Source organism: Tepidiforma thermophila, assembly GCF_002563855.1.
Taxonomy (GTDB): domain Bacteria; phylum Chloroflexota; class Dehalococcoidia; order Tepidiformales; family Tepidiformaceae; genus Tepidiforma; species Tepidiforma thermophila.
On sequence record NZ_PDJQ01000001.1, the window covers coordinates 1,648,243 to 1,673,375 of the forward strand.

Annotated in this window: 28 protein-coding genes and 1 tRNA gene; 21 read left to right on the plus strand and 8 right to left on the minus strand. The window is 67.6% G+C overall.

What is annotated here, in order from left to right:
- Positions 1–72 precede the first annotated feature (72 nt).
- The 4 genes from A9A59_RS07975 to A9A59_RS07995 form a co-directional block, all read right to left on the minus strand.
- On the minus strand, positions 73–891 hold the full coding sequence (locus tag A9A59_RS07975; protein ID WP_098503774.1) for an SDR family NAD(P)-dependent oxidoreductase: 819 nt from the start codon (positions 889–891) through the stop codon (positions 73–75).
- A 13-nt stretch (positions 892–904) separates the two neighbouring features.
- Positions 905–1,471 carry a cob(I)yrinic acid a,c-diamide adenosyltransferase gene (locus A9A59_RS07980; RefSeq protein ID WP_098503775.1) on the minus strand — a complete coding sequence of 189 codons (567 nt, stop codon included), beginning with the start codon at positions 1,469–1,471 and terminating at the stop codon, positions 905–907.
- Between the two features lie 568 nt (positions 1,472–2,039).
- Positions 2,040–2,120: transfer RNA gene (locus A9A59_RS07990), tRNA-Leu, on the minus strand.
- The gene (locus A9A59_RS07995; protein WP_098503777.1) at positions 2,121–2,540 is read right to left on the minus strand and encodes a Fur family transcriptional regulator; all 420 of its coding nucleotides are present in this window, start codon (positions 2,538–2,540) and stop codon (positions 2,121–2,123) included.
- Between the two features lie 82 nt (positions 2,541–2,622).
- On the opposite strand from A9A59_RS07995, the gene A9A59_RS08000 reads away from it, so the two are divergent.
- Positions 2,623–3,078, plus strand: coding sequence for a chemotaxis protein CheW (locus A9A59_RS08000; RefSeq protein WP_098503778.1), 456 nt, complete (start codon positions 2,623–2,625; stop codon positions 3,076–3,078).
- On the opposite strand, the gene A9A59_RS08005 is transcribed toward A9A59_RS08000, so the two are convergent.
- Complete coding sequence (locus A9A59_RS08005; protein WP_098503779.1) at positions 3,051–4,052, minus strand: MBL fold metallo-hydrolase; 1,002 nt, start codon at positions 4,050–4,052, stop codon at positions 3,051–3,053. The two genes, A9A59_RS08000 and A9A59_RS08005, sit on opposite strands and share 28 nt — an antisense overlap.
- Before the next feature lie 74 nt (positions 4,053–4,126).
- Here A9A59_RS08005 and A9A59_RS08010 point away from each other — a divergent pair, with 74 nt between their 5' ends.
- The 3 genes from A9A59_RS08010 to A9A59_RS08020 are packed head-to-tail and all read left to right on the plus strand — an operon-like array spanning position 4,127 to position 7,697.
- Entirely contained in the window at positions 4,127–5,110 is a 984-nt protein-coding gene (locus A9A59_RS08010; protein WP_098503780.1) for an AAA family ATPase, read from the plus strand.
- Between the two features lie 2 nt (positions 5,111–5,112).
- A complete protein-coding gene (locus tag A9A59_RS08015) occupies positions 5,113–6,324 on the plus strand; it encodes a DUF58 domain-containing protein (RefSeq protein ID WP_098503781.1) in 1,212 nt (403 codons plus the stop codon).
- Positions 6,321–7,697: a DUF4129 domain-containing protein gene (locus tag A9A59_RS08020; protein ID WP_098503782.1), complete on the plus strand. Its 1,377-nt coding sequence runs from the start codon at positions 6,321–6,323 to the stop codon at positions 7,695–7,697. The genes A9A59_RS08015 and A9A59_RS08020 overlap by 4 nt, the downstream gene beginning before the upstream one ends.
- Here the strand turns inward: A9A59_RS08020 and A9A59_RS13750 are convergent.
- Positions 7,648–8,367 carry a 2-phosphosulfolactate phosphatase gene (locus A9A59_RS13750; RefSeq protein WP_133117559.1) on the minus strand — a complete coding sequence of 240 codons (720 nt, stop codon included), beginning with the start codon at positions 8,365–8,367 and terminating at the stop codon, positions 7,648–7,650. The two genes, A9A59_RS08020 and A9A59_RS13750, sit on opposite strands and share 50 nt — an antisense overlap.
- 66 nt (positions 8,368–8,433) lie before the next feature.
- On the opposite strand from A9A59_RS13750, the gene murI reads away from it, so the two are divergent.
- The 17 genes from murI (at position 8,434) to mreB (ending at position 22,659) form a co-directional block, all read left to right on the plus strand.
- Positions 8,434–9,216 (plus strand): glutamate racemase, encoded by a 783-nt coding sequence (gene murI, locus A9A59_RS13755; RefSeq protein WP_165772588.1) that lies wholly within the window; start codon positions 8,434–8,436, stop codon positions 9,214–9,216.
- Positions 9,213–9,995: an orotidine-5'-phosphate decarboxylase gene (gene pyrF, locus A9A59_RS08030; protein ID WP_098503784.1), complete on the plus strand. Its 783-nt coding sequence runs from the start codon at positions 9,213–9,215 to the stop codon at positions 9,993–9,995. The genes murI and pyrF overlap by 4 nt, the downstream gene beginning before the upstream one ends.
- A complete protein-coding gene (locus A9A59_RS08035) occupies positions 9,985–10,176 on the plus strand; it encodes a DUF951 domain-containing protein (RefSeq protein ID WP_098504839.1) in 192 nt (63 codons plus the stop codon). The genes pyrF and A9A59_RS08035 overlap by 11 nt, the downstream gene beginning before the upstream one ends.
- A complete protein-coding gene (locus A9A59_RS08040) occupies positions 10,166–11,491 on the plus strand; it encodes an MFS transporter (RefSeq protein ID WP_098503785.1) in 1,326 nt (441 codons plus the stop codon). Before A9A59_RS08035 ends, A9A59_RS08040 begins: the two co-directional genes overlap by 11 nt.
- Positions 11,492–11,561: 70 nt before the next feature.
- A complete protein-coding gene (locus tag A9A59_RS08045; RefSeq protein WP_098503786.1) occupies positions 11,562–12,104 on the plus strand; it encodes a bifunctional nuclease family protein in 543 nt (180 codons plus the stop codon).
- A 114-nt stretch (positions 12,105–12,218) separates the two neighbouring features.
- Entirely contained in the window at positions 12,219–12,446 is a 228-nt protein-coding gene (locus tag A9A59_RS08050) for an AtpZ/AtpI family protein (protein ID WP_098503787.1), read from the plus strand.
- Positions 12,447–12,453: 7 nt separating this feature from the next.
- Positions 12,454–13,776: a F0F1 ATP synthase subunit A gene (locus tag A9A59_RS08055; protein WP_098503788.1), complete on the plus strand. Its 1,323-nt coding sequence runs from the start codon at positions 12,454–12,456 to the stop codon at positions 13,774–13,776.
- Between the two features lie 63 nt (positions 13,777–13,839).
- The gene (locus A9A59_RS08060) at positions 13,840–14,106 is read left to right on the plus strand and encodes an ATP synthase F0 subunit C (protein WP_098503789.1); all 267 of its coding nucleotides are present in this window, start codon (positions 13,840–13,842) and stop codon (positions 14,104–14,106) included.
- Between the two features lie 51 nt (positions 14,107–14,157).
- Positions 14,158–14,667 (plus strand): F0F1 ATP synthase subunit B, encoded by a 510-nt coding sequence (atpF, locus tag A9A59_RS08065; protein ID WP_098503790.1) that lies wholly within the window; start codon positions 14,158–14,160, stop codon positions 14,665–14,667.
- Between the two features lie 2 nt (positions 14,668–14,669).
- A complete protein-coding gene (atpH, locus tag A9A59_RS08070; protein ID WP_098503791.1) occupies positions 14,670–15,203 on the plus strand; it encodes an ATP synthase F1 subunit delta in 534 nt (177 codons plus the stop codon).
- A gap of 32 nt (positions 15,204–15,235) precedes the next feature.
- Positions 15,236–16,738: a F0F1 ATP synthase subunit alpha gene (atpA, locus tag A9A59_RS08075; RefSeq protein ID WP_098503792.1), complete on the plus strand. Its 1,503-nt coding sequence runs from the start codon at positions 15,236–15,238 to the stop codon at positions 16,736–16,738.
- 50 nt (positions 16,739–16,788) lie between these two features.
- Positions 16,789–17,670 (plus strand): ATP synthase F1 subunit gamma, encoded by an 882-nt coding sequence (gene atpG, locus A9A59_RS08080; RefSeq protein ID WP_098503793.1) that lies wholly within the window; start codon positions 16,789–16,791, stop codon positions 17,668–17,670.
- Positions 17,667–18,326: an HAD family hydrolase gene (locus A9A59_RS08085; RefSeq protein ID WP_133117561.1), complete on the plus strand. Its 660-nt coding sequence runs from the start codon at positions 17,667–17,669 to the stop codon at positions 18,324–18,326. Before atpG ends, A9A59_RS08085 begins: the two co-directional genes overlap by 4 nt.
- Before the next feature lie 52 nt (positions 18,327–18,378).
- Complete coding sequence (gene atpD, locus A9A59_RS08090) at positions 18,379–19,782, plus strand: F0F1 ATP synthase subunit beta (protein ID WP_098504840.1); 1,404 nt, start codon at positions 18,379–18,381, stop codon at positions 19,780–19,782.
- A gap of 3 nt (positions 19,783–19,785) precedes the next feature.
- The gene (locus A9A59_RS08095) at positions 19,786–20,229 is read left to right on the plus strand and encodes a F0F1 ATP synthase subunit epsilon (RefSeq protein WP_098503795.1); all 444 of its coding nucleotides are present in this window, start codon (positions 19,786–19,788) and stop codon (positions 20,227–20,229) included.
- Positions 20,230–20,323: 94 nt separating this feature from the next.
- Positions 20,324–21,595, plus strand: coding sequence for a UDP-N-acetylglucosamine 1-carboxyvinyltransferase (murA, locus tag A9A59_RS08100; RefSeq protein ID WP_098503796.1), 1,272 nt, complete (start codon positions 20,324–20,326; stop codon positions 21,593–21,595).
- On the plus strand, positions 21,595–22,659 hold the full coding sequence (mreB, locus tag A9A59_RS08105) for a rod shape-determining protein (protein ID WP_098503797.1): 1,065 nt from the start codon (positions 21,595–21,597) through the stop codon (positions 22,657–22,659). The genes murA and mreB overlap by 1 nt, the downstream gene beginning before the upstream one ends.
- 66 nt (positions 22,660–22,725) lie before the next feature.
- On the opposite strand, the gene A9A59_RS08110 is transcribed toward mreB, so the two are convergent.
- Together A9A59_RS08110 and A9A59_RS08115 are read right to left on the minus strand one after the other, a co-directional pair.
- Entirely contained in the window at positions 22,726–24,273 is a 1,548-nt protein-coding gene (locus A9A59_RS08110; protein ID WP_098503798.1) for a response regulator transcription factor, read from the minus strand.
- Positions 24,274–24,387: 114 nt separating this feature from the next.
- A complete protein-coding gene (locus A9A59_RS08115; protein ID WP_098503799.1) occupies positions 24,388–25,029 on the minus strand; it encodes a redox-sensing transcriptional repressor Rex in 642 nt (213 codons plus the stop codon).
- Between the last annotated feature and the right edge of the window lie 104 nt (positions 25,030–25,133).

Below are 25,133 nucleotides of genomic sequence, written 5' to 3' on the forward strand. Positions count from 1 at the left end.
GCACTCCTTGTTTCCCGGCCGGTAGGTGTAGGGCTGCCGGGCAGGCTTAGCGTAGGGCCGGCCGCGGGCGTGTCAAGCCCGGCCCGGAGCCGGGCTGCCGGCGACGCCTTCGAACAGCGGCCGGAACTGGTGGAGCAGGTCGGGCCCTTGGCGGAGGTGGTGGCCTCCGTCGGCTGCCACGACCATTCCGGTAATCCAGCTCGCCTCCTCGCTCAGGAGGAAGGCAATGGCATTCGCAATGTCCTCAGTCGTGCCAAGCCGGGCCAGCGGCATCCTCCGGAGGTATTCCGCTACCGTCTCCTCGTTCGCGATGAGCCCCGCCGCCAGGTCGGTCGGCACCAGCCCTGGAGCGACCGCATTCACCCGGATACCCAGCTCACCGAGGTCGTCCGCGGCGCAGCGCGTGAGCATGTTGAGCCCCGCCTTGGCCACGCAGTATGCCGTCATCCACCGGTGCGTGTGCGTCCCGGCAATCGAGCTGATGTTCACGATGCTCCCGCCCCCGGAGCGGGCCATCAGCCGCGCCTCGTGCTGCATCGCCCGGTAGGCGCCAGTCAGGTTTGTCTCCAGCACACGCGTGAATTCGCTGACCGGCCCATTCAGGACGCTCCCGACCGTTCCAGTGCCCGCTGCGTTGACGGCCAGGTGGAGTGCCCCGGCGGCTTCCTCGAGCCTCGCGAACGCGGCAGCGACTGACGCGTCGTCGGTGACGTCGCACACGACGTAACCTGCAGCCGGTCCGAGCTGCTCGGCCGCCGCCCGGAGGACCGCCTCGCGCCGGCCCGCAAGGAACACCCTCCCGCCGCCTTCGACGATTGCCCGGGCGCATGCCAGTCCGATGCCGGTGCCGCCCCCGGTCACAACGCCGACCTTTCCCTCGAATGGCCCCATCGTCGCCGCCTCCTCAGTACTTCCGGCTGTCCCAGAGGATGTCGCCCACACCGGCGAGCTTTGCCTGGTACCGGGCCGCGACGAAGAGGAAGTCTGAGAGGCGGTTCAGGAACGGGATCACCTCCGCGCCGATCGGCTCCTCCCGCGAGAGCGCCACCACCGCCCGCTCGGCACGGCGGCAAACCGTCCGCGCGACGTGGAGCTGGGCCGCCGCGAGGTCCCCTCCAGGCAGGATGAAGCTCGTGAGCGGCTCCAGCGCATCGTTCCACTCGTCGATCCAGCCCTCCAGCTGTTCGACGTGCCGCGGCTCGACCCGCGGCACCGGCAGCCGCTCCTTATCCTCCTCGAGGATGCAGAGATCGGACCCGAGGTTGAACAGCACCTGCTGGATGATGTGGAACCGCTCCCGCATCGATGGATCGAGCCCGGAGGCGATTGCCACCCCAAGCACGCTGTTGAGCTCGTCGACTGTCCCGTACGCCTCGATGCGGAGGCTCTCCTTCGGAACGCGCTGGCCGCCCCCCAGGGCGGTGGTGCCGGTGTCCCCGGCTCGGGTGTAAACGCGGTTGATGCGAACCATTGGTACCTGCGCGATTGATCAACTTTCGCGGAGTGCCGTGCCTGCGCAGAATGTGAGCGAATCGACATCCCGGGGAGCCCGATGACGAACGCCGAGCCTCAGCGCTGCATCCGCTGCCATGCAGTCTACACGTCTCCGCCGCACATTATGGCCGGCCGGAAGTACTGCTGCGCCAGCTGCTCAGTCGGGTCAGCTTGCGAACACCAGGGCATTCGGCGTCCGGCCGAGGTGCGCCGTTTCGATACCATGTTCGAGCCCTTCCGCCAGGTCGCGCACTCGGCCACGCCTTACGAGGGCGACGTCGCTCCCCATGCGGGCACCCCGTAGCGGCCGCCGGTCGCCATAATTCGCGACGCGAACATTCACCCCTGGGATTTGCCATAAGCGCCTTATCCAATTCCTGCATGGGAGTAAAGTGCGCGCCTGAAGGGCCGGCGCCGGGCCCGGACCGGTGCTCGACCCGCCAGCCCGCTGGTTCAGCCGGGCAGAGCGCGCCCGCCCGTGCCTGCCCTGCGGCCGGCGCCGGCCCTCACCATCGAGATATCGCGTCAAGCCCGGGATGGGGTTCTGCCGGGGGAGGGATTCGAACCCACATGCCTCGCGGCCGCCGGGTTTAAGCCGGCTGCGTCTGCCATTCCGCCACCCCGGCCTATGCGCCCTGCCCGCGGCACTCGCGGCACAGACCGTACAGCTCGACGGCGTGCCCTTCGAGAATAAAGTCATGCGCCCGCGCCTGTTCCTGGATCCGGGCGTCGAGTTCGAGGTCTGTGAACTCGGTGAACCGCCCGCAGCCGCGGCAGACGAGGTGATGATGATGTCCGCCCTCGCTCAGCTGGTAGCGGACGCTTCCGTCTTCGAGCGGCACACGGCAGAGCAGGTCCAGCTCGTGCAGGAGCTTGATCGTGCGGAACACCGTCGCCCGCCCGACATCAGGGAGGCTTGCCAAAAGGTCCTCCACCGTAAACGGGGCGCCCGCCGCTTCGATTGCCCGCAGCACGGCCCTCCTTGGCGCCGTCGACCGGAAGCCGATCGTCTCAAGCCGTGCGTTGGCGAGTTCGGTAAACCCCACGTGACAATCCTAGCAAACGGCCGTCCGGAGCCTCCATCGGCGCCTGCGGCCATCCGATAACCGCGGCGGGAGGTCGGATGTCATGGCACAAGCAGCTCTTCCTTCGGCGCCGGTCCAGTGCGTCATCTTTCGCGTTGGGCGGACGCTCCAGGCGCTTCCCATCGACGATGTCCGCGAAATCCTCGTGCCAGGCTCGCTGACGCCCTCTCCCGGGGCGCCTCCGCACGTCCTCGGTCTCACGCAGGTCCGCGGCAACGCGGTCCCGGTCATCGACCTCGCCGCGCGCCTCGGCCTCGGCCACGCGGAGACCTCGCCCGACCGGCGGCTCATCGTCGTCTCAGCTGGCAAAGGTGCGGCTGCGCTCCTCGTCGATGCGGTCGAAGAGGTCACGACGGCCCGGCCCGAGGAGTTCGAACTGGTGCGCATCCCCGGCGCTGCCCGGCGGGTTGTGCTCAAGCACCGGGATGAGCTGGTCGGCTGGCTCATGAGCGCCGAACTTGTCGAACCGGGTCAGGAGCGCGAAGCGCTCGCTGCCTGAGCCGCTTCCCAGCGAACGCCGTCGTTGACCGCCTGTCCCCGGGCTTCGAGCAGGTCGAGCAGCCCCTGGACCGTCGCCACAATCTGCCAGAAGCGCCGCCGGACCGCCCGAGGGTAGAGCGCCTCGGCGAGCTGGTAAACCGTGCAGGGCCCGGCCGCCCGCAGGATGTCGAGCGCCCGTTCGGCGCGCTGCTTGGTCTGCGCGAGGTTCGTGTCCACCACGGCGGTCACGTCGCCGAACGGCTCGCCGTGCCCGGGAAAGCACCGCACCGGCGCCAGCTCCCGGATCCGCCGGAGACCGTCGAGAAAGAGCGGCAGGCTCCGCAGCCGCCAGTCCGGCCCGCCGGCTCCGTGATGTCCCTGGAGTGCCGGCGTCGGCGTCAGCCCTGGCAGGAGCTGATCGCCCGAGAACAGCCACCCTTCCGATTGCACCCAGGCCACAGCGTTGCCAGGCGTGTGCCCCGGCAGGTGAATCAGCTCGAGCCCGGGCACCACGGCCGCCTCAAGACCTCTAGACGGAGTGAAAGGAACGTACCGCAGTCCTGTCGGCCAACGCCGGTCTCTCCCGGCGGGGCCGTAGTCGCCGCTCCGCGCCTCAGCCGACCACCGCCGCCGCGCCTCGATGCCGGCCAGCGCCTCCAGCGCAACGTCGGCAGGCGCTCCGCAGTCCTGCACGAACCGTTCGAGGGCGGCGAACTCCTCGGCTGACGGCTCCTCGCCCGTTGCAAGCGGCCAGTCCAGCCGGTGCATCGCCACCGGCACGCCGCGCGCCTGCCACCACGCCCCGAGACCGGCGTGGTCGAGGTGGCCGTGCGTCGCGACAACAACGTCAGGCAGCCTGCGCCCGAGTACCTCCTCGATCGCTGCTGCAGCACCGCGGAAGTCCGGCCCGGTGTCGATGAGTACGCGCGCGCCATCGAGGGTGACCAGGTAGACGCTATTGTCGCCGAGGGACACCGCCGTAACGTCTCGCACGGCAGCAGTCTACGGGGCCGCCCGGCGACGGGCATTCGCGGCCCTCCGCCGAACCGGGTACCATCCCGCCACCGATGGCCGAATCTCCCGAACCGGACCGCCTGTCTCCCGCCGAGGTCGCACAGGTGCGCGACACCGCCGAGCGCCTCCGCGCCAACATCGAACGGGTCATCGTCGGCAACCACCGCGTCGTTGACCTCGCGCTCGTGGCGCTCCTCTGCGAGGGCCACATCCTCCTCGAGGATGTGCCCGGGACCGGGAAGACAACGCTCGCCAAGGCGCTCGCACGGTCGCTTGATTGCTCCTTTCGGCGCATCCAGTTCACGCCCGACCTGATGCCGTCGGATATCACCGGTATCACGTACTACAACCAGAAGCTCGGCGAATTCGTCTTCCGCGAAGGGCCACTCGTCGCCCAGATCGTGCTCGCCGACGAAATCAACCGCGCGACTCCGCGGACCCAGGCCGCTCTCCTCGAGGCGATGGAGGAGCGCCAGCTTACCGTCGAGGGCACCACTGTCCGCATGCCCTCGCCCTTCCTGGTCATTGCCACCCAGAACCCGGTCGAACTCGAAGGCACGTTCCCGCTGCCCGAAGCCCAGCTCGACCGCTTTCTCCTGCGCCTCCGCCTCGGCTACCCCAGCGAAGAGGACGAGGACCGGATCCTCCAGCGCTTCGAAGCTGCAAGCCCGCTCGAGGCGCTCGCCCCAGTCATCGATGCCCCGGCGCTCGTCACGCTCGCGCGCCGGCTCCAGCGGCTCTACGTCGCGCCGCCGGTCCGCCGCTACATCGTCCGGTTGGTTCAGGCCACCCGCGCTGAACCTGCATTCGAGCTCGGCGCCAGTCCCCGCGCAGCCCTGGCGCTCTTCCGCGCCGCGCGGGCCCATGCTGCGCTCGAAGGGCGCGACTACGTGCTCCCCGATGACGTGAAAACCCTGGCCGGGCCGGTCTTGGCCCATCGCCTCATCCTCTCGACCCAGGCCCGGCTCCGCGGCCGCGATGTCGAGCAGCTGCTCGCCGACGTCGTCGAGCGTGTCCCGGTCCCGCTGGAGGGCTGACCATGCCCTTCCGCGATTCGTGGCCCCTGCTTGGTGGGCTGCTCTTCATCATCGGCTTCGGCGCGGGGCTGCCGCTCGTCGCCATGGTCGGGCTCGGAACGATGGCGCTCGGGGTGACCTCCCGCTGGTGGTCGAACCACCTCTTCGACCGCCTCGAACTCCGGCGCTCGCTCGCGGAGCGGCGCGTGTTCATCGACGAGCCGGTCGAGCTCGAGGTCAGGCTCGTCAACCGTAAGCCCCTGCCACTGCCCTGGTTCGAGTGGCGCCTCGCACTGGGCGAGCATCTCCGCGCTGCCGGGGAACGGCTTGCCGCGTCCGCGGTGCCGGGCCTCCACTACCTCGTCCGCCGGGGCGCCATCGGCTGGTATGCCGTCGAACGGTGGACCTTCACGCTCACCGCGGCCCGCCGCGGCTACCACCAGCTCGGGCCGGCATCCATCCGCTCTTCCGACATCCTCGGGGCCTGGCCCGCCCGGACCGAAGACACCGAACTGGACCACCTGGTGGTCTATCCGCGGGTGTACCGCCTGCCCGACCTGGGCCTGCCCGCGGAGCGGCCATTCGGCGATGCGCGCGGCGGCGAGCGGATCTTCGAAGACCCGCTGCGCATCGCCGGTCTTCGCGAGTTCCGCCCCGGCGACCCCCTCCGGCGTATCGATTGGAAGGCCACGGCCCGGGCCGGCGACCTCCGCTCTCGGGTCTATGAGCCTTCCGCTACCCGGCAGCTCTACGTGCTCCTCAACATCGATACCCTCGAGCACGCTTGGGAGGGCTACCTTTCCGATGAGCTCGAACGGCTCGTCTCCGTCGCTGCCTCCGTCATCGCCTGGGCTGCCGGCGCGCGCTACGCGGTGGGCCTGCTCGCTAACGGTGCCTACCCCGACGCCGATCGCCCTATCCGCCTGCCGCCGTCCCGTTCGCGCGACCAGCTCGTTCGTCTCCTCGAAGCCCTAGCCGTCGTGCAGCCGCTCACCATGGGCGATCTCGCCGGCGCCATCCGCCGCGAGATGGGTCGCATCGAAGCAGGTTCGACGCTCATCGCCGTGGCCGCGCTCGTCCCGGCGCCGCTCGCAGAGGCGCTGGCACGGCTGGCGGCCGAGGGGCACCGCGTCCATCTCCTGGCAACGACCGACCGCGCTGCCCGCGCGGACATCCCCGGCGTGACGGTGGAGCGGGTCGCTGCCGCGTTTCAGCCGGCCGAGGCCCTCGCATGATCGGCGCGGCGGCGATCGCACTGGCGCTCCTCGCCGATGCCCTGGCCCTCGCCGTGCTCGGGCTGCTCGTCAGCCTCATGTTCGGCCCTGACGCACCGGCTGCCGGGCTCGCCGCAGTGCTCGCCGTGCTGGGGGCCGGGTTCGTCCTGCCGCGGGTGGTCGGTGCCACCCTCGACGAGGGCCGCGCGACGGCTGCGCTGCTCGGGCTGGGTCTGGCTGTCGTCTACACGGCTGCGGGCCTCGCAACAACGGGCGACTTCTCGGCCTGGACGTTCCGCTGGCTCCCCGACTTTTACCGCGAGCCGGAGTCGACGATGCGTTCGGGCGCACCGGCCATCGCCGCCACGCTCGTCCTTGCGGCGGCCTGGGCCCGCGGCGCCATCCGGAGCGACCAGGATTTCGACCTCGAAGGGCACCCCCGGACGCTCTTCATTCCCTTTGCCATCGTCATCGCCGCCGCGGTCCTGGGCGCCGGCTCCTCCCGCGCCGGCGACCTCGCAACGCTCACGGCCGCGTTCTTCGCGGTTGCCGTCCTCTCCCTGGCATGTGCGCAGCTCGCGCTCGGGGGTGCGACCCTCGGCACCCTTCGGTCAGGAGGACTCGCCGGCGCCCTGCTCGGCGGCGTGGGCGCGATCGCGGTCGTGGGCTTTCTGATCTTCGGTGTCGCGGCCAGGCTCCTGGGCCCGACCGTCCTGCCGGCCCTCGGCGCTGCCGTGGAGGCGGTGCTGATCGTCGTCCTGACGCCCGTCGCCTGGGTGCTCACGGCCATCTTCGAGCGCCTGTTCGGCGGCATCGACCCCTTCGAAGGACTGAACCGCGCCATCGAACAGGCGGGCCAGCAGTCTCGGGACGAGCCCGCCGGCGACACCTCGGTCGCCGAGCAGATCGGGCTGTTCGGCCTCCGCACGCTGGCGCTCCTGGCCTTTGTCGGCCTGGTCGCCGGCATCGTCCTCGCCTGGACACGGGCGCGGCGCCGCTACGCCCGGCTCCGCGAAGCGTCTGCCCCTGCTGGCGCCGCCGGGAGCCTTCGCGACGATCTCCGGTCGATGCTTGGTGCGCTGTTCCGCGGCCGCGCGGGAGGGCGGCCGTCCCCCGGCGACTCAGCCGCTGCGCGCCTCTACCTGGAGGTGCTCGATGATGCCGAACACCGGGGACGTCCCCGCCAGCCGTCGCAAACCCCGCACGAGTTTGCCCCGGTCCTCCACCAGACCTTCATGACTGAGGTGACCGACGACATCACCCGGGCCTTCGAATCGGCGCGCTACGGCGGCCGCGAGCCCGGACCCGCCGAGCTGGCCGAGCTCGAGCGGCGCTGGAGGGATGTCAGGCGCGGACCGGTTCCAGGCGGACCCACCCGGCGCCCAGGGCCGTGACGACCGGCACGAGCTGTACCGTGTCGACCGCCTGCGCTGCAGCGATGTCTTCCCCGAGGCCCAGTGCCCGGAGCGCGTCCGCGTGCGCGCTCGCTCCGATGGCCGTCACGGGGTCCGGGAGCATCAGCGCCAGCCGTGCCCCATCCCCGAGTTCGAGGTCGGGCCGCGCAGCGACCAGCGCCCGGACGATGCAGGCGGCGGCCGCCAGGTCCTCCAGGGCGAAGACCGTCCCGTGTTCTTCCCCCGCGCAGACGATGGCAACCCGATGCCGCTCCGCCAGCCATCGTGCAGCGGCCGCCGCGTTGAGCGCGCACGCGGCTGCAGCCGGGCCCCTCGCCGCAGCGGCGCAGAGGGCAAGCGTGCCGTTCGTGGTGAAGAGCACGACCTCCCGGCCGGCGACCGCATGGCTCCCGACCTCGGCCGGGCTGTTCCCCATGTCAAACCCGGGCGGCGGCAGCCCACCAACCTCTCCGGCCAGCAGCGCGCCCCGTTCCTGCGCGACTGCCCTCGCCCCGGCTTCGCTCTCGGCCGCGATAACGGCCCTGGCCCCATGATGAAGCAGCAGAACCGCCGTCGTCGTCGCTCTGAGTGCATCGACCACTGCGTACGCATCGGCGGCCGGCCACTGGTGCGCCGGCGGCAGAAGCAGGACGTCAAGCTCCGAAACCATCAGGCCAACTATCGTGCATGGATTTGGACGAGGGCCAGCAACCTGCCCGTGGTACCCTTGCCACCGATGGACGAAAGGCCCGTGGGAATGTTCGATTCCGGCGTTGGGGGGCTCGCCGTTCTCCGCGCCTTCCGTGAGCTCGCCCCTGCCGAGCGCGTCCTCTACTTCGCCGATACGGCCTGGTTTCCGTACGGCCCACGGCCGGCCCCTGAGGTCCGAAAGCGGGCATTCGCCATCACCCATCGCCTGCTGGAGAGCGACGTCAAACTGATCGTCGTCGCCTGCAACACGGCCTCCGCTGCCGCCCTGGCAGACCTCCGGGAGGCTTTCCCCGGCGTGCTGTTTGTCGGTATGGTCCCCGGCGTAAAGCCCGCTGCCCGGCGGTCGCAAAGCCGCCGGGTGGTCGTCCTTGCGACCCCGGGGACGCTCGACGGCGAACTCCTGCGGCGCGTCGTTGACGAATATGGGCGCGGAACGCAGGTGGCCAGGGTCGCCGGTCACGGGCTCGCCGAGGCGGTCGAACAGGGAGTCCACACCTCCCCTGCCGTCCGCGCACGCCTTCGGGAACTCCTCGGGCCCGAAATTGCGGCCGGCGCCGACACCGTTGTCCTCGGGTGCACCCACTACGCCTTCCTCGCCCCGGTCATCGCGGAGGAGTTCCCCGGTGTCACCCTCGTCGACACCTCCGAGCCTGTCGCCCGCCGGGCGGTCGACCTGCTGCGGGAGATGGATGCGCTTGGCCCCGGGCCGGGCGGTATCGACCTCATCGTGAGCCAGGACCCGGAGGACTTTCGGCAACGCATGGCCCGGCTCGGCTTTCCGCCGGCGACAGAGGAGGCCGTGCCATGACATTTTTTGAACGGCTGGAAAAACGGTCAGGCGCGCTCGACTCGCTCGTCTGCGTCGGCCTGGACCCCGACTTTCGCCGTCACCGCGTTGAGGAGGTCGCCCCCTTTCTCCGCGACATCATCGCCGCCACGCTGCCTTATGCCGCCTGCTACAAGCCCAATGTCGCCTTCTTCGAGCAATGGGGCGTCCCTGGCCTTCGAGCGCTGGAAATGACCCTCGAAGCCATCCCGGGCGAGGTGCCGGTCATCGGCGACGCAAAGCGCGGGGATATCGGTTCGACGGCCGAAGCCTATGCCCGTGCCCTGTTCGAGGCCTGGGGTTTTGACGCGGTGACGGTCAATCCCTACCTCGGGCGTGATTCGGTCGAGCCCTTCCTCGCCTACGGCGACCGGGGTGTCTATCTGCTTTGCCGCACGTCGAACCCTGGCGCCAGGGACTTCCAGTCGCTCCAGCTCGCCGATGGCACGCCGCTCTTCGAGTACGTCGCCGCAACCGTCGCCGGGTGGGGCGCGAACACCGGGCTCGTGGTCGGCGCGACTGCCCCCGCTGAGCTGGCGCGCGTGCGGGAACTCGTCCCCGGACTCCCGCTGCTCATCCCGGGCGTCGGCTCCCAGGGCGGGACGCCCGAAGACGTCATCCGCGCCGCCGGCTACCGCCACGGTCATGTCCTGGTCAATGCCTCGCGGAGCATCCTCTACGCAGGCTCAAGCCCGGGGGCAGCCGCTGACGCAGCCTGCGCTCTGCGCGACGCGCTTCGTGCCGCTCGAGATGGACGTTGACCTCGCCGAGGGCGACGTTGTCCGGATGAAGCGCCAGCATCCCTGCGGCGGCTGGGAATGGCGAATATACCGTGTCGGCGCCGATATCGGCATCGAGTGCCTCACCTGCGGACGTCGCGTCCTCCTCGAGCGGAGAAAGTTCGAGAGCAGGGTCAAGGGGCGTGCCCGCCATGCGGACTGAGACCGTCGGACACCCGGCAGTCCCGCTGTGGCAGCAGCGTCCGTTCCGGATGCTCAGCTACACCCGGTTCTCATCCCGGGTCGCCCAAAACGCCCTGAACTTCGGTCTCGTGCTCCTCATCACCGAGGAGACCGGGCGAGCGGTGTACACCTCGCTCCTCGTGCTCGCCCTGGTTGTCCCCTCGACAGTCGCCGGGATCGTGGCCGGCACAGCAGCCGATATCCTCCCCAAACGGCTCATCGTCGTCCTTGCCGATGTCGCCCGCGTGCTCATCTGCCTGGCCTTCCTGCGCGAGGGCGGCAGCACGCTCAGCTACTACGCCTTCGCCGTCCTGCTCGCCACGACGTCGCAATTCGCGGGCACAGCCGAAAGCGCGATCCTCCCGGCTATTGTCCGCAAAGACGACCTCGCCCGCGCCAATGCCATTAGCCAGGCCGTCGGTGGTGCTGCCCAGGCAATCGGCCTCGGGGTCGTGACACCGGTGGTGCTTCGCCTGATTGAATCGCGCGATGCCCTCTTCGCTCTCGGTGCAGGCCTCTTCGCCATTGCCGCCGTCCAGGCGCTGCTGATCGGAAGCACGGCCGCGCCTGCGCGTCGCGAGGTCGGTGGGGAGCCCGGCGGCCGCTGGTGGACTGCAGGCTGGCGCGCGATGCGTAGCGACCGCGCCGTACTGCACGCCGCCGTTGAGCTGACGCTCATCTCCGCGACCGTCATCATCCTGAGCGGCCTTATCCCGACGTATATCACCGACGTCCTCGGCGTCCGCATTGACTTTGGCGCCATCGTCCTGCTGCCCGCAGTAATCGGTGTTGCCGCCGGGTTGCGGATTGCGGGCCTGCTCGCCCGGCGCGTGCCGCACTCGCTGCTCAGCAGCTCCGGATTCATCGTCTTCGTCACCTGCCTTGGCCTGCTGGCCATTGTCAACCAGCTCGCCGCATTCCTCGGCGGCTTCGGTCTCTTCGCCTGGCTGAATAACGTCTCCATCGGCCGGTTCGATGGTGGCGGCGTATTAGCCATGGCAGTCATGCTGCCGCTCGGATTCGCCTACGCAGTCGTGTCGGTCGCCGCCCAGACCGTCATTGATGACCGGGTCCCCCTGACCCTTCGGGGTCGGGTCGGCGCAACACAGGCGGCCATGGCCGCGGTCGCCTCATCGATTCCCGTTGTAGCGGCCGGCGCCTTAAGCGACGTCATCGGCGTCGGGCCCGTCTTCGCCATCGTGGCGCTCGCGATCGGCGCCGTCGCCGTAGCGAACCTCCGCAGCGGCAGGGGAGCCGACAGCGGGCCGCGGCTGGCCGCCCTTTCGCATCGTTGACTGCCCGATCCGCGCGAACCTATCATCGAGGCTGGGAGGATATCACCCGCAGCCTCCCGGGAGGGCTCACATGAGAGAGCTGAGCATCGAAAGCATCAGGCTGAGCCTCATGAACTACCAGCGCGTCGTCATCCTTCGCGAGAAGGACTCAGACCGCTACCTCCCTATCTGGATTGGGCCCGCCGAAGCCGACGCCATCGCCGTCCGCCTCCAGGATGTCGCAGTGGCCCGGCCCCTCACGCATGACCTGCTCCGGAATATGATCGAGCAGCTCGGCGCCCGCGTTGCCTATATCGTCGTCAACGACCTCGAGAACGACACCTTCTACGCGCGGATCGTCCTCGACGTGAACGGCCGAACGCTCGAAGTCGACAGCCGACCCTCAGATGCGATCGCGCTTGCCGTCCGGGTGGATGCGCCGATATTCGCTGAAGAGTCCGTGCTCGACCGCGCCGGAGTGATCCTCGAGGAGAATGACGAGAGCGAAGAGCGGTCAGCGCCGTCCCGCCCGCTCGAAGAGACGAAACCGGCCGACCCCGAGGAGCTCGAAAAGCTGGGCGTCTTCAAGGAGTTCATCGAGGGGCTTGACCTCGATGACCTCGGCAAGCGCTAGTAACGTGGCCCGCCTCCCTGGCGGGCCAGTTATTTCCCGGGTCCGCTTGCGCATTGCTTCACAATCACTCTATGATGCGCGGGGTCTTGAGACCGGACGCTCCCGGGATGGTGCATGAACAGGTGGCTCGTTCCTGCAGCCAGCCTGCTCGGAGCCGGGTGGTTCTTCGCGACCGCCGTTATCCTCGGGGTGGTCATCGGCCGGTGGGCCGATGACCGGACCGGCCTCGAGCCCACATTCACGCTCATCGGGATTGTCATCGGCTTAGCTGTTGCACTCATCGGCGGCTACCGTATGCTCCAGCCCCTGATGGGCCGGCTCGGCGACGAGCCACCGGAGTGAGGTCGGCTTGAAGATCATCCTCATCGCTGTCGTCGTCCTTGCGGTCCTTGCGACCGGCTTTTTCGTCGCGGCGGGGCCCGAACCCCACATCGTCATCCCTGGCGAGGTGGTGTGGAAGGTCGGCTTCATGCCAATAACCTCCACCCTAATGGCGTCGTGGCTGGCGATGGCCGTCCTCATCCTCGGCACCTTCCTCATGACGCGGAGCATGAAGCTCATCCCCTCCGGTGCCCAGAACTTTATCGAATCCATCATCGAATTCCTCTACGGTCAGGTTGAAGAAATCGCCGGTGAGAAGAACACCCGGCGCTTTTTCCCCGTCGTCGGCACCTTTTTCCTGTTCATTCTCGTAGCCAACTGGATCGCTCTGACGCCGATTTTTAAATCCATCGGCTGGACCAAGGATTACGGTCACGAAATCTTCCACGAAATTCAGGAGAAAGCCGAGAAGGGAAAGGTTTTCGACAAGAATAAGCATTTCCTCGCCTGGCAGATGGAGGATGCCGGTGGTGTCGGAGTCGCCGCGCCCGGCGCCAGGACCTTCAAGTTCGAAATTCACGAAGGCGACGACCCAGCTGACGTCGTGGACCGGTACATCGTGGCCCTCGCCGAGTTCTACACGGACTTCGAGGCGCAGTCCGATGCTGCGCATGGCGAGGGGCACGCCTCCAGGGAGGATGTGGAGGCGGCATTCGCCGCGCTCCAGGCGGACCCGAAGGCTCCCAAGTTCATCGCCGCGGACAAGGACGCGCACGCGAAGGACGGCGAGAAACACCACGGCGTAACCAGCCATGCGCTGGGCGTCACCTTCACCGCCCTCGAATTCCCGGGCGACAAAATTGCGCTAGTGTACCCGTTCTTCCGCGCAGCTTTCAGTGAGCTGAACAATACCCTTGCTCTTGCAATCTTCGCTTTCCTTGCAATCGAATTCTGGGGGTTCCAGTCGCTCGGCATCGGCTACCTCGGCAAGTTCTTCATCAGCCCGTTGAAGAACCCGGTTCTCACATTTGTCGGACTCCTTGAGCTGATCTCAGAGTTCATCCGCATTATCAGCTTCTCATTCCGTCTTTTCGGCAACATCTTCGCCGGCGGTGTTCTGTTGCTGATCCTGACATTCCTGGCGCCGTTCGTCGCTCCGCTCGGCATTTATGGGCTCGAGCTGTTCGTCGGCCTCATCCAGGCGATCGTCTTCTCCCTCCTGCTCCTCGTCTTCGCTGTCGGCGCTGTGGAGCATCACGGTGATGAGGAGCACCACGACGGCGACCACCACGGAGGAGAGGGGCATGAGACCGCGCACCACCTTGAACCGGGGGCAGTCCAGGCGCACTAACGCCTGTTCGCGAGTATCCCAGATCATGGCACCTCAGGAAGGTGCAACGGAGGCATATCAGTCATGAACCTTCTCAGCTACCTGCCGTTCCTCGTCATCCTTGAGACCGACGCGGCGAAGGCCATCGGCGCAGCGCTCGCCATGGCGGTCGGTGGCATCGCCCCCGCGCTCGCAATCGGCAATTTGGCTGGCAAGGCCATGGAAGCCCTTGGCCGCAATCCAGAGGCCCGCGCGGCAATCCAGACGAATATGATCCTGGCGGTCGCGTTCGCCGAAGCCATCGGCATCTACGCGCTCCTCTCCGCGCTCATCATCGCGTTCGTCATCTAGTCCGGCCTCCCCGGCTGCAAACGCGGCCGGGCGCACGAAAGGGGTTTCGCCATGGGCGAGGCATTTTCCGCCCTCGGTATCAGCGTCCCGCTCCTCGTAGCCCAGCTGGTCAATTTCTCCATCCTGCTGGTCATCCTGCGGTTTACCCTCTACCGGCCTGTCCTGCGGATGCTCGACGAGCGGAAGCAGCGAATTGCCGAGGGGCTCAACGCCGCTGAGATCGCGAGGCGCGAGGCAGCGTCTGCGCAGGCCAACATCCAGGCGCAGCTCGAGGCCGCCCGGAAGGAGGGCCAGGAGATCGTTGCGAACGCTCAGGCGATCGCGACGCGCATCGAGACCGAGGCAAAGGAGCAGGCCGCACGCGAGCGCGAGGCCGCCCTTGAGAAGGCCCGCAACGAAATCCAGCTCGAACGGGACCGGGCTATTGCCGAGCTCCGCCGGGAATTCGCCGCCATCACCGTCGCCGCGGCGGAAAAGGTCATCAACCAGTCGCTCGACCCCCAGGCTCACCAGCGTGTCATCGAAGAAACGCTGGCCGAGTCCCGGTTCAGCGGGAACTGACGATGGCGAACGTCGCTGCGGCACGGCGTTACGCACAGGCTGCCTTCGAACTCGCCCGCGACCGCGGCGAAGTTTCGGCCTGGCGGTCGGAGGTCAACGATGTCGCCACGGTGCTGAGTGAATCCCAGCTCGCACCCATGCTCGCCGACCCGAAAATCCCGCTAGAGCAAAAGTTTGCGGCCCTCGAGCGTGTCCTGGTCGTCTCGCCGCTGGTCATGAACCTGGCGAAACTACTGGTGCAGAAGGGGAGGTCACTCGACGCCCGCGCCGTGGCCGATGCCTTCAACCGGCTCGCCGACGACTACGAGGGCATCGCCCATGCCGAAGTCACCACGGCTGTCGAGCTGCCGGCCGAACGCGTCGCCTCGATCGAGCGCCAGCTCAGCGAACGGTTCGGGAAAAAGGTCATCGCGACGACAAAGGTGGACCCGACCATCATCGGGGGCGCCATCATCCGTGTCGGCGACCGCCTTATCGATGGAAGCATCCGGACGCGGCTCAAGCTGCTGCGTCGTGAACTGGAGGGTGCCCGGTGACGGGCACGGCAGTCAGGAAGGGGTAGTGCCGTATGGCAGTTCGCGCTGAAGAAATCGCGTCCATCCTTCGCGAGCAAATCGAACACTTTGGTTCGAAGGTCACCGCCACCGACGTCGGCACCGTCATCGAAGCCGGCGACGGCGTCGTTCGGATCCACGGGCTCTCAGGAGCGATGTACTCCGAGCTGCTCGAGTTCGCGAACGGGACGATGGGTATCGCGCTGAACCTGGAAGAGGAATCGGTCAGCGCCGTAATTCTTGGCGACTACTCGGGCATCAAAGAAGGCGATGAAGTTCGCTCCACCGGCCGCGTCATCGAGGTGCCGGTCGGCGATGCGCTCATCGGGCGAGTAGTCGACCCGCTCGGCAACCCGATCGACGGCAAGGGGCCCATCAATACGACGAAGACACGCCCCGTTGAGCGCATCGCGCCTGGTGTAACCCTCCGGAAGAGCGTCTCGGTCCCGGTGCAGACAGGCATTAAGGCGATCGACGCGATGTTCCCAATCGGCCGCGGCCAGCGTGAGCTCATTATCGGCGACCGCTCCACCGGTAAGACCGCGATCGCGCTGGATACGATCATCAACCAAAAGGGCGGCGACCTCATTTGCATCTACGTTGCGATTGGGCAGAAAGCGGCCAAGGTCGCCCAGGTCGTCGGCATGCTCGAAGAGTACGGCGCGATGGAGCACACCATCGTCGTCGCCGCCAATGCCTCCGAGTCGGCCGCGCTCCAGTACCTCGCCCCGTATGCCGGGTGTGCCATGGGCGAGGAGTTCATGGAATCGGGCCGCGACGCGCTGATCGTCTATGACGACCTGAGCAAGCACGCCTGGGCGTACCGCCAGATGTCCCTTCTCCTGCGCCGGCCGCCTGGCCGCGAGGCGTACCCGGGCGACGTCTTTTACCTCCACAGCCGCCTCCTCGAGCGGGCGGCTCGTCTTGAGAAGGGTGGTTCGCTCAGCGCACTGCCAATCATCGAGACGCAGGCAAACGACGTCTCGGCCTACATCCCGACAAACGTCATTTCCATCACGGACGGCCAGATTTACCTCGAAACGGACCTCTTCAACGCCGGCATCCGGCCCGCGATCAACACCGGTCTTTCGGTGAGCCGCGTCGGTTCGGCGGCCCAGACGAAGGCGATGAAGGCGGTCTCCGCAGGCCTCAAGGCCGAGATGTCGCAGTACCGGGAGCTCGCCGCTTTCGCCCAGTTCGGCACCAGCGATCTCGACGCCGCCACCCGCCGCCAGCTCGAGCGCGGCCAGCGCGCCACCGAGATCCTCAAGCAGGACCAGTTCCAGCCGCTGAGCCTCGCTGAGGAAGTCTTCGTGATTTACGCCCTCACGAGCGGCATGTTGGACGATGTGCCGGTCCCGAAAATCCGCTCCTTCGAGAACGAGCTTCGCAAGTACCTTGCGAGCAACGAGAAGGCGCTCATGGACGAAATCCAGGCGAACCCGGTGATGACGCCCGAACTGCAGGAGCGCATCACGAACGTCATCAAGACCTTCAAGGAGACGGTGCCGTACTAGGCGAACCTCACGCCCGGCAGACGGTCACCGCGAAGGGAACGTAGGGAACTATGGCCACCATCCGGCAGCTCCGACGACGCATCCAGAGCGTCAAGAACACGGCGAAGATCACGAACGCGCTGCAGCTCGTCGCTGCCTCTAAGATGCGTCGCGCCCAGGACCGCGCGCTCCAGGCCAGGCCGTACGCCGAGAAGCTGCGGACCGTCATTGCCGGCCTCGCGGCCGCGACCGTCGACCCGGAAAAACCGGCACATCCGCTCCTCGTCACCCGCGAAGTCAAGAACATCGCGCTCCTGCACATCACGCCCGACCGCGGCCTCTGCGGTGGCCTGAATTCAAACCTCAACCGGAGCGCGGGTACCTTCGTTGCGACTCAGCGCGAGCCTGTCGAAGTCATCGCCGTCGGCAAGAAGGGCCGCGACTTCTTCATCCGCGCCCGCGTCAACGTCATCGCAGAGTTCACGGACCTCGGCGACTATCCCGGCCAGGCGCAGGTCGCGCCCATCGCACGGCTCGTGATCGACGACTACCTCGCCGGCCTGTTCGACCGCGTCTACGTGAGCTACCCCGAGTTTGTCTCGACGGCCACGCAGCGGCCGGTCATCCGTCAGCTGCTGCCAATCGAGCCGCCGCGCATGGAGGAGGACGAGGCGGGCGCGTCGACGTTCGCCCAGGATTTCATCTTCGAGCCGTCGCCTGACCGGGTGCTTGCCCAGCTGCTGCCGCGCTACGTCGAGATGCAAATTTACGAAGCGGTGCTCCAGAACGCCGCCAGCTTCCAGAGCGCGCAGATGGTTGCGATGAAGAACGCGACGGACAACGCAAATGAAATCACCCGTGACCTGACGCTCACCTACAACAAGGCACGCCAGGAGCAGATCACCAAGGAGCTGCTCGACATCGTCGGCGGCGCCGCCGCGCTGGAGGGTTGACACTGGCCGGGTTTGCAGCGGTCATCTTCGATATGGACGGCGTCCTCGTGGACGGCGAGCCGCTGCATTTCCGCGCTGTCAACGAGCTCCTCGCCGAAGAGGGCCTCTCCATCTCCCTCGAAGCGTACAAGCCGTACATGGGAACCAAGACAGGCTGGCGGGATATGGCGCGCGACCTCGGGCTGCGCCGGCCGCTCGATGGATACTCGGCTCTCTACCGCGAGATCATGCTGGAGAAGTACCGCTCAGAAGCGGAACCGCTGCCGGGCGCCGTCGAATTGGTCCGCGCGCTGCAGCGGGCTGGCGTGCCGCTCGCAGTTGCCTCGTCTTCGATTCAGCCCTGGGTCGAAGCCTGCCTCGCGCGAATTGGCCTGCTCGACGCCTTCTCGGTAGTGGTGACCGGCAGCGATGTCGCGGAAGGGAAGCCCGACCCGGCGATTTATGCGCTCACTGCCCGACGACTCGAGGTCCCACCGGCACGCTGCCTGGCGTTCGAAGATGCGCCCGCAGGCATCCTCTCGGCACGCGCTGCCGGCATGACGGTCTGGGCCGTTCGCACCCCGTACACCCGAGGGCTGCCGCTCCCCGACCCCGACCGGGAATTCGAATCGCTGACCCAGGTCGACCTGGGACTTCTCACGGGGGCTGCCGCATGAACACGGCGCACCCCACGCCCGTTCCTACATTCGCGGAGGTCTACGCATGGTCATGACTGCTACCGAAGGTCGCGTTGTCCAAATCATCGGTACCGTTATCGACGTCGAGTTCCCGCCTGACCGTCTCCCGGCGCTCTTCAACGCGGTGAATATCATCCGCGAGGATGGCTCGGTCCTCGTTACTGAGGTCCAGCAGCACCTCGGCAACAACTGGGTGCGCTGCCTCGCAATGGACTCGACCGACGGCCTTCGCCGTGGTGTCCGCGCGGTCGATACCGGCGCGCCGATCTCGGTGCCCGTCGGTCCGAAGGCGCTCGGCCGCATGTTCAACGTCCTTGGCCAGCCGATCGACGACCTCCCCGCGCCCGACGACGCACCCCGCTGGCCCATCCATCGCGACCCGCCGACCTTCGAGGAGCAGGAGACCGCGCCCTCCGTCCTCGAGACCGGCATCAAGGTCATCGACCTGATCGCCCCGCTCGTCCGCGGCGGGAAGGTTGGCCTGTACGGAGGCGCAGGCGTCGGGAAGACCGTCGTTATCCAGGAGCTCATCTCCAACATTGCCCGCGAGCACGGCGGCTACTCCGTCTTCGCCGGCGTGGGTGAGCGCTCCCGTGAGGGTAACGACCTCTGGCATGAAATGAAGGAATCCGGCGTGCTCGCCAAGATGGCCATGGTCTTCGGCCAGATGAATGAGCCGCCCGGCGTGCGCCTGCGCGTCGCCCTCACCGGCCTCACCATGGCGGAATATTTCCGTGACGAAGAGGGGCGCGACGTCCTCTTCTTCGTCGACAACATCTACCGCTACACCCTCGCGGGCATGGAGGTCTCCGCCCTCCTCGGCCGCATGCCCTCGGCTGTGGGGTACCAGCCGACCCTCGCCACCGAGATGGGCGAACTCGAGGAGCGCATCACCTCCACGAAGAAAGGTTCGATCACGTCGTTCCAGGCAATCTACGTACCCGCCGACGACTACACCGACCCTGGTGTGGCCACGACCTTCGGCCACCTCGACGCCGTCGTCGCACTGGAGCGTTCCCTCGCCGAGCAGGCGCTCTTCCCGGCCATGGACCCGCTGGCCTCGTTCTCCCGCGCCCTCGAGCCTCGCGTGGTCGGCCAGGAGCACTACGAGGTTGCACGCGGTGTCCAGCGCGTTCTCCAGCGCTACAAGGACCTGCAGGACATCATCGCCATCCTCGGCATCGACGAACTTTCCGACGAAGACAAGCTGACGGTTGCCCGCGCGCGCAAGATCCAGCGCTTCCTGACTCAGCCCTTCTTCGTCGCCGAGCAGTTCACTGGCAACCCGGGCCAGTATGTGCCGGTCCGCGAAACCGTGCGCGGCTTTAAAGAGATTCTCGAAGGAAAGCACGACGGCCTGCCCGAGCAGGCGTTCTACATGGTCGGGAACATCGATAGCGCGGTCGAAAAAGGCCGGCGCCTGGCTCAGGAGTAACCGATGCCGCTCACGGTCGAACTCATTACGGCCGAGCGCGTGGTCCGCGTCGAACAGGGCGTCGATGCCCTCATCGTCCCGGGTGCCGAAGGGCAGCTCGCCATCTATCCCAAGCATGCTGCCCTGATGACGACGCTCGAGCCCGGCGAAATGATCATCCGCCGGGCCGGTCAGGAAGAAGCGTTCGTCGTGACCGGCGGATTCCTCGAAGTCCGGAACGACCACGTCACCATCCTGGCCGACGCCTCGGAAGCTGCCGAGGAGATCGATATCGCCCGCGCCGAAGAAGCCCGTCGGCGCGCCGAAGAGCGCATCAGGCGCTACCGCGAGCAGGCTGACCGCGATGTCGACCTCGCCCGCGCCCAGGCTGCCCTCCAGCGCGCCCTCCTCCGCCTCCGCGTCGCCGAGCAGCGCCGCCGCCGGACCACTGGCCGCCCACAGGTGTAGCCCCCGGCGCGACGGCGGGGCCTGCCTAGCTGCGCGTTCCGGTGCGGCGTCCTGTTCGCCTCATGCGACCGGGCGCCCTAGACTGGCCATCGACATGACCACACGAGTCCGCGGCGGACGGTACATCGTGCAGGGTGAGGCAGTCCTGCACGGTCGCGTCCGCATCTCCGGCGCCAAGAACCACGCCCTCGCCGCGATGTGCGCCGCCCTTCTGACCGACGAGGACGTCATCCTCGAGAACGTCCCCTACATCTCCGATGTCGACTCGCTCGCGGACCTCCTGCGGGCGCTCGGCGCCGTAGTCAAGCGGCTGCCCGACGGGTCCCTCCTCCTGAACGCTGCGCGGGTCGCCACCTTCGAAGCGCCGACTGAGCTCATCAGCGAAAATCGGGCCTCATTCCAGGTGATGGGCCCCCTGCTCGGCCGTTACGGGTTCGCTGCGTCAGCCCCTCCCGGCGGCGACGTCATCGGCCAGCGGCCGATCGATGTGCACCTGTCCGGGTTCGAGGCGATGGGTGCTGCCGTCACCCGCGAAGGCGAACGGTTCGTTGCGCGCGCTCCGGCCGGGCTGACCGGTACCCGCGTCTTCATGGACTACCCGTCGGTTTCGGGCACCCAAAACGTCATGATGGCGGCCGTCGTCGCACGCGGGAAGACGACCATCGTCAACGCCGCGACCGAACCTGAGGTGCAGGAGCTCTGCCACCTCCTCAATGCCATGGGCGCCCGCATCACCGGCGTCGGCACCCAGATGCTTGAAATTGATGGCGTTGAGCGGCTGCACGGTGTCCGGGCGCGCATCATGCCCGACCGGATCGAAGCCGGGACCTGGGCCATCGCCGCGGTGATGACCGGCGGCGAGCTCTTTCTCGATGAGGCGCCATGGGAGGTGATGGATGCCCTCCTCCATAAGCTCCGCGCGGCAGGCGCCGAAATCACCACGGAACCCGGCGGCATGCACGTCCGGGGCGGGCGGCCGATCCGCGCCGTCAGTTTCCAGGCTCTGCCATACCCCGGGCTCGCCACCGACCTCCACGCGCCGTTCGGCGCGCTCCTCACACAGGCAAACGGCGTGTCGATCATCCACGAGCGCGTGTTCGACAACCGCATGCTCTACGTAAGCGAACTGCGCAAAATGGGCGCCGAAATCGTGTCCACCGGCTCGTCGGCCATCGTCTCCGGTCCGACCCAGCTCCATGGCACCCGCGTGCGCGCGCTCGATGTCCGCGCCGGCGCTGCCGTCCTGCTGGCAGCGCTCGTCGCCCAGGGCACCACGATCATCGATGACATCTACCACCTCGACCGGGGATATGAGCGGCTCGACGAAAAGTTGCGTACCATGGGGGTCGAGGTGGAACGAGCCTGATGGCCTTCGAGTTCCTCGCCCCGAAAAAAGTTGGCATCGACCTCGGCACCGCAAACATCCTGGTCTACGTCAAAGGCCAGGGGATCGTCGTCAATGAACCGAGCGTTGTCGCGCGCCATAACCGCGACAATGCCATTGTCGCCGTCGGCAACGAAGCGCGCGCGATGCAGGGGCGCACCCCCGGCTCCATCAGCGTCATCCGGCCGATGCGCGACGGAGTCATCGCCGACTACCTCACCACCGAGGCGATGCTCCGCTACTTCATCGGCCTCATCACCGGGCGGTTCAATCTCATCCGCCCCGAGGTCATGGTAACCGTCCCCGCTGGCGTCACCAGCGTCGAGCAGCGCGCGGTCCGCGATGCCGCAGAGCAGGCAGGTGCCCGCAAGCCGGCCCACCTCGTCCCCGAGCCGCTCGCCGCCGCGATCGGCGCACGGATTCCCATCGGCACGGCCCGCGGCAACATGGTCGTCAACATCGGCGGCGGCCGCACCGAGGCGGCGGTCATCTCGCTGTATGGCATCGTCGTCTCGGAGTCGGTCCGCATGGCCGGCGACCGCATCGACGAGGCCATCATGGCCTACGTGCGCCGGCGACATAACCTGATCATCGGCGAGAAGACCGCCGAGGAGATCAAAATCGCCATCGGCAGCGCCCTCCCGCTCGATGAAGGGCTCGCCACGCAAGTCCGCGGCCGCGACCAGCTCAGCGGCCTTCCGAAGACAATCTCGCTCACCTCGACGGAGATCGCTCAGGCGATCCAGGACTGCCTCGGGACGATCGTCCAGACGGTCCGGGCGGTCCTCGAAAAGACTCCGCCCGAGCTCGCCGCCGACGTCATCGACCGCGGGATCGTGCTCACCGGCGGCGGCGCCCTCCTGCGTCACCTCGATGAACTGCTGACCCAGGAGACCGGCGTCCCGTGTTACGTGGCTGATAACCCACTGGAGTGCGTCGCCATCGGCGCCGGAATCGCGCTCGACCACCTCGACGTCATCAAGCGCAGCCTGCCGACCGAGGAGGAGAACCTCGTCGGGATGTTCCCCCAGGCCGACCAGCGCTGACCGGGGGCGGCCCCGCCCTTCGGCTGCGCAGGGGCGCGCTCCCGGTTGCGCCTCGAGCCTCGATGGTCAGGGCTCCAGTTTGAGGCGCCAGTCTCCCCGGATGATCGGCGCGGCGGCCCCGCGATAGGTAATCGTCACCGGACCCAGCAGGTCGTTGAAATCGTCATAAGTGAGGGTAATCTCGGTGCGGGGGCAGCAGATAGTGCCGGTTGCATCCTTCGAGTAGCCCGTTCCCCACCCTCCGGCCTGCATGGGTTTGCCCGCTGCCGTTACCGCGGTCCATTCCGCCCTCGGGCCGACCGGGTCCTCGAGGATGCCCTCGAACGCCAGTACCAGGTACCTGTAATGGGTCCGTGTCGGACCGCCGGGCCCACTGTTCTCAGTCATCCCCCAGGAGAAGCCCACCCAGCGCGGCGTCAGGTCGCGTCCGTCCCGCCGCAGCACGTCGGTCGGCGGGATCGGGATGGTTTCGCGCGGCGAGAGGGGCGCCGTCACGTTTGCCCGCCGCAGCACCGCCCCGAGGTCGATGGTTACTGAGCCGCTCGCCAGCTCGGCCGTTCCATGCGCCTCGAACGGCCCGAACCGCACTTCCACGCCGCCCCCAAACGGCGTTGGTGGGAACGTGTACGTCAGCAGGGTTCCCTCTTCGCGAGTAGCCGCGAGAGCTCCGTACAGGACCTTCCCGTCGACGACCATGGTCGGCTCGCCGACATGGCTCACCGGGCCCGCTGCCTGAATGCGGACGGTAATGAGCGTTCCAGAGGTAGAGCGCACTGCCCCTTCGAGCGTGACGGTAACACCCCCGTCGGTGACGGAAGCTCCCCGCAGGTATTCAGTGCGCACCCGCTTCGGGAGGTCGGCCGGGAGGTCCAGCGCCAGCTTCCAGGTGCCGTTGCGCACCTCCGGCGTACTGGCTTCCGCCGAGAACACCGTAATGCGGCGGATCTCGAGCGAGGCCTCCTGGCCGGGCACCGCCGGCGTGAGCCGGAGGATGCCCGGCGAGCCGGCCGGGGCGCTCCACCAGCCGTACCCGTCCGGGAGCGGCCCGCCGCTCCAGCTGATGCCGGTCGGTTCGATCGCCAGGCGCGCCGCGGTCTCGGTGCCCTCCAGCCGGGCCTCCAGCTCGAGGACGGTTGCGGTACCGCTGAAATGCGACCGCCGCGCCGCGATTGTGACCCCTGCATCCTCCGCGACCGCCGACTGCCGGACATCCAGCTCGGGCAGCACGCCGCCGGCCGGCTCTTCTCCGCCCCCGCTCACGGCCACGAGGAGGGCGATGGCGGCGGCTGCCGCGGTCCCGAGGAGGAACATGGTCCGGCGCTCGCGGAGCACTCTCGCGATATCCATCGCCCGCCACGGTAGGCGCGGCCCGTGCTGGCGGGAAGTCCGATCGTTGTCGTATTCCTGTCCGGGCAGCACCCCGTCGTCCTGCTTCGCCAGCCAGTTCGCGAGTTCGACGTTGGACCGCACGCCCAGCCGGGAGTAGGTCCGCTGGAGGTGTGTGCGAACCGTGTGCGGCGAAATCCCGAGCTCCCTGGCGGTCTCTTTCCGCGTCTTCCCTGCGGCGATCAGCCGCACGATCTGCTCTTCGCGGGCGGTGAGCTTCCGCTCCATAGCTCCACTCCGCGCCGGGGCGGCGCTCCCGCTACTGTTGCGCCTGTCCCGGAACGGTGTCAATACAGATGGGAATCGCCCGCCGCTCGCCGTCAACCGGCACGTGGGTGCCGCCTACTTCGCCCCGCTGCTCTCGCTCCGCTTGATGTAGAAGGTCATGCTCTGCATCGCCAGCACCGGGTCGATATGCCGGATGGTGACATCGCGCGGCACGTGCGCCGTAATCGGTGCGTAGTTCAGGATTGCCTTGATGCCGGCATTGACGAGCCGATCGACTACCGACTGCGCCTCCGACGCCGGCACCGCCACAATGCCGATATCGACCCGGTTCGCACGAAGGTAGGCGTCCAGGTCGTCGATGTGCCGGACAGTGACCCCGCCGACCTGCTTGCCCACGACGTCCGGGTTCGCATCGAAGGCTGCCACGATTTGGAATCCCTGCGGTCCGAACCCGCCGTACTCGGCAATCGCCTGGCCAAGCCGGCCCACGCCAACAAGGCAGACCCGCCACTGCCGGTCAATGCCGAGAATCTCCCGCAGCTTGGCGAGCAGCCCCTGCACGTTGTACCCGCGACCCTGTTTCCCGAACCGGCCGAAGTAGCTCAGGTCCTTCCTGATCTGCGCCGGCGTCACGTCGAGCATCTCGCCCAGCGCCTGCGAACTCACGACCGTTTCCCCGCGCGCTGCGAGGTCGGCCAGTGCGCGCGCATACACCGGCAGGCGGTTGATGACGACTTCGGGAATTTCGAGCGTCATAGCGGGGGTTGTGAAATCCGTAACTTTCGGCGGACTATATGCCTGAGTTCGTCTGCCGGTCAACTCAGACATTCGCGAGGGTCGTACAAGCGACTGCACAGCGC